The 3654-nt window shown below is 53.9% G+C and carries 4 protein-coding genes; 1 reads left to right on the top strand and 3 read right to left on the bottom strand.

The features are described from left to right. The 3 genes from ACWGDX_RS39240 to ACWGDX_RS39230 all read right to left on the bottom strand — a co-directional run. The coding region (locus ACWGDX_RS39240; protein WP_453633600.1) for a hypothetical protein at positions 1-760 on the bottom strand (760 nt) is incomplete at its 3' end. A gap of 220 nt (positions 761-980) precedes the next feature. Further along, on the bottom strand, positions 981-1874 hold the full coding sequence (locus tag ACWGDX_RS39235; protein ID WP_453633598.1) for a hypothetical protein: 894 nt from the start codon (positions 1872-1874) through the stop codon (positions 981-983). Between the two features lie 41 nt (positions 1875-1915). Continuing rightward, positions 1916-2644 (bottom strand): hypothetical protein, encoded by a 729-nt coding sequence (locus tag ACWGDX_RS39230; protein WP_453633596.1) that lies wholly within the window; start codon positions 2642-2644, stop codon positions 1916-1918. 411 nt (positions 2645-3055) lie between these two features. On the opposite strand from ACWGDX_RS39230, the gene ACWGDX_RS39225 reads away from it, so the two are divergent. Then, complete coding sequence (locus tag ACWGDX_RS39225) at positions 3056-3187, top strand: hypothetical protein (protein WP_376498673.1); 132 nt, start codon at positions 3056-3058, stop codon at positions 3185-3187. Positions 3188-3654: the final 467 nt, after the last annotated feature.

Below are 3654 nucleotides of genomic sequence, written 5' to 3'. Positions count from 1 at the left end.
ACCCGGCCCCTCCACCGTAGACATAGGTACCGAACACCCAGCCGGTATCCTTTGCCCGCTTGTCCTTCACGGCTATATCGATCTGCAACAATCGGACCTTCTTCACCTCGCGTCGAAGCGAAATCGTCGGGTCTTCAACATAGACGTAAGCGTTCCATTCCGGCGCACCCGCCAGATATGGAACCTGCTCCACCGGCGCGGTGGTGAAAAGCAACTTGGCGGAAACCGTTCCCTCGGGAAACATCGCATAGCCTTCGTTGAAAAGACCATGATTCGCCCACACTTTCCCGATCGTCATGCCGCCAGGTGCGTTGTAAAAGCCGACGGCGTAGGTGCTCCATGACTTCGTCTGATGCGGGTCGAGCGTGCCCGGCTGCGACTCCAGTTCGCGCGTAAGCCCGTGGATGAACTCACGCCCGTTGACGCCATAGTCCTGCCATGGCGCGTTGTACCATTGGCGGACCTTGTTCAGCGAAGGGTCGAAGCTCTCTTCGACGTTCGATCGAATGTTCCCTTCGTAGAAGTAGGTTAGTGCAGCCTTGAGGTAGCGCTCGGGCTCGCGAGTCGGATCGAATGCGAGCCAGGGCTGCGCGTCGTTCGGAACCGTGGACGGATATTGTTGGGATAGCTTGAAAACATGTCCGTTCCACCCGGCAATGGGTTCCATCAGTGCGTCGCAAAAGGGGGTCGTTGGTGTGTCGCAATCCCTCGCGGCCTGCAACACAGCATCAGTTGCCCCTTCGGCCACATCAACATTCATCGCCAAACAGCATAAGCCGAGGAAAATCGATGCCGACACGGTCGTCTGAAAATAGCGATGCCGCTCTCTGTGTATATTCACACCCACCCCCATTCGCATGGCGCGACCATTCGATTCGAAGCCGAAAAATATCGCATACGGGTACCGCCGAGTAACGCGAACTGAACGGCCTCATTATTAGACACAACCCCTTAAAATCTCGTCGACGACTACAGCAATCTCATTTCGAGAAATATTTGGTGAAGCGCGCGATCTGTTCCTTCGTTACAGGCTGGCCTGCCTGGTCCGGCATCGGCACGCTTCCGTGCAGGAGGATAAAGCTGAACCCGGTTCCAGCCTTTTGTGCATTTCCATGACACCCCATGCATCCACCCATATTTACGGAGTCATGGTTGTACGTCACGTTATTGAATTGATTCTTTGTTCCATCGGAAAAATCCGTAATCCGAAAACTGAATTTGTCGAAGTTGACGAAGGTTCCGCTGAATTTCTGAAGATTGTAATCCGTTTCAATCACGCCATTGGATTGATAATACGTCGACTGCACCGACCTATCCTCGTTACTGTAATCGATTCCCGGTTTTTTTCCAGTAAGCGGCTTGCTCTGAACGTTGACGAGCTTGTAATACGACCACACCGAATTCTTCGCACCGAAATTCTTTTGCGAGTACATGGAAATCGCATCATGAGCAGATTTATTGACCGCAATAATTTCATCCGGAATCTGATTGATTCTTCGATTGACAATGATCGGACCTCCATCTACGAGTCCGGTTTGCGCGGTGTTCTGGTAGTACAGCCGAGCGCCTGGCGGCGAGCTGAAATTTTTGGGGGAATAGGAGAATTGCTGGAGAGTCCCGGGCTGTGCGTTTTTCGAGACAATATTCGGATATAACGGTATCGGCGGGATCGGATTGGCAATATATTTTCCATCCATATCCTCGACCGGCTTGCCCGCCGCATCAAGAATATTGTCCGCCTGTTCGAAGGTTGCGTAGATAAAATACGGAGCCGATGATGTTTTCTGAATAATGTGCAAGCCAATGAGGCCGAAATCGTCGTCGACATAGTACGTCTTCGTATCCGCGCCGTCGCCCTTGACGTAATAACGCACGCGGGTTGTATAGAAACGGCCGGATGCTCGCTCGGAGGCAGTCAATCGTCGCCAGGCCGCCTTGACCTCGACAACTGGTTCGCCGCGACATAGGCGTATTCCTTGCGGTTGGCCTTGGCCATGAACAAGATCTGGGCGTCATCCGACTTCACGTTCGGCGACAGAATCCCTGCATAAATCTGGTTCAAGCCGATCTGGCTATTCTCGTCCAGGTTGATCCACGGCGTCGGGCCATAGGCGATTCCTCGGTATGCGGTGATCGGGATTTTGTAGTTGTAAGCGGGCCGTGCGTCGTAACCGTAATCGTCCGATTCATTCGCGTTATACCCCGGAGGCTCGCCTTGACCCGGGAAGATTTCAACCTTCCCGCGAAAGGTGTGCCATACAAGCGGTCCGGTAAACCCGGGGTTGCCGAATAGCTGGGAAGGGTCTGCCGTATCACGTGGCTGAGCATTGTCGATACGAGCCACCGCTGGCCAGTTCAAGGCGATAAATTCCTTCCAGGCGAATTGCGCCGCATCCGTCAGCGTTGCACAGGATGCGCCCCCCGGGATGTCGGCGGGAAAGCCCGAGACGATCGGAATCCCGTCGTTCGTCGCTCCTGGACACGCACATGCTCCAATTCTGGGAATTGCTGCCCAAAACATCATACCGGCAGTCAACAGAGTTGCACGGGTCAAACGGGTACGTAGCCCGATCGGCAAATCGAACATATCCCCTCCTTTGGTGATAGCAGGTGAAACCGCCGTCGCCTTCGACTGCGACTTCATCTGCCGCATTTCGTATCCGAACCAAAATCAGTCAATGCAGGGCCGTCATTAGTCGCGTGTCCGGCCAACGTGTTGAAGTACGCAACGGATAGAGGGTGAACGCGAAAATCCGATAATATCGAGTTCGGGTTTGCGTCGTAGACGTGCTCACGATGTGGATTTTCTGTCCATCGCTCGCTTTGGTATGCGATGGCGGCGCCAACCCCACATTCGACCGGTATAAACAACGGGAGCCAGGGTTGATGTATTGCCCCTCGAATCGTTGGCGCTGGATATTCTCGCCCCATATATCCCCCAGTGTAGGATTGCCACCAGCTTCAGATCGAATGATTCTTATAACGGAACGGCGAGCAACTCTTGTTCGTATTCCACTCGATACGAAGGTAAAAATGTAGCTGTTATTGTTGACAGGTGACCTTTCCGCAGGCGCTCTCTCCGGTTCAAAAAAATGCCCTGGCTCAATTGCGCGAAGCCGATAATGGAGGCACCAGGGAAATTGTGCTTCACTTCTCCAGCGTGAACCGTAAAAGTGAACATTCCTGAACTCATGGACCCCGGCCATGTTCATACAAGCTTATCGTAGGCGCCTCTCCCTCGACAGTCCGTGGCTGAACGACGTCCGAAACAATGGAAAGACCGATCGAGCGATCGTCGAAGCGCTACAACGTTTGATTGATCGACTTCGACGATAGGCAACCCCAGGAGATCATCTGAGGCACTTTGAGCGCTAAGGAGTCAGCACGCTTGAGAGGAGCGTCGAACACCCAGCACTTCAGTGTCAGCCGCTGCAGCCGGCTCCCCATATAGTCCGCGCTGATCGGCGATCTTATAAATTTTCTCAGCCGGCTTGAGGGCACGCAGCTGCGTGTCAGTGAGCATAAAAACCTCCTCGAACGTATACCGTCGGCCGATACCGTCAACCCAGCGTGACGGTATCGGACAGGACCGTCCGAGGAGGAAACATCGGGACCCCCCACAGTACCCCCCATTCCACGTGGCATATCGCGGCT

It is taken from the genome of Streptomyces sp. NPDC055025 (genome assembly GCF_053608565.1).
The sequence above is the reverse complement of the archived record's forward strand: the minus strand, read 5'-3'. Positions and strand labels throughout refer to the sequence as shown.

Excerpts from the sequence above, each read along its gene's own strand:
- ACWGDX_RS39230 (WP_453633596.1), bottom strand. The coding sequence starts at position 2,644 with ATGAAGTCGCAGTCGAAGGCGACGGCGGTTTCACCTGCTATCACCAAA.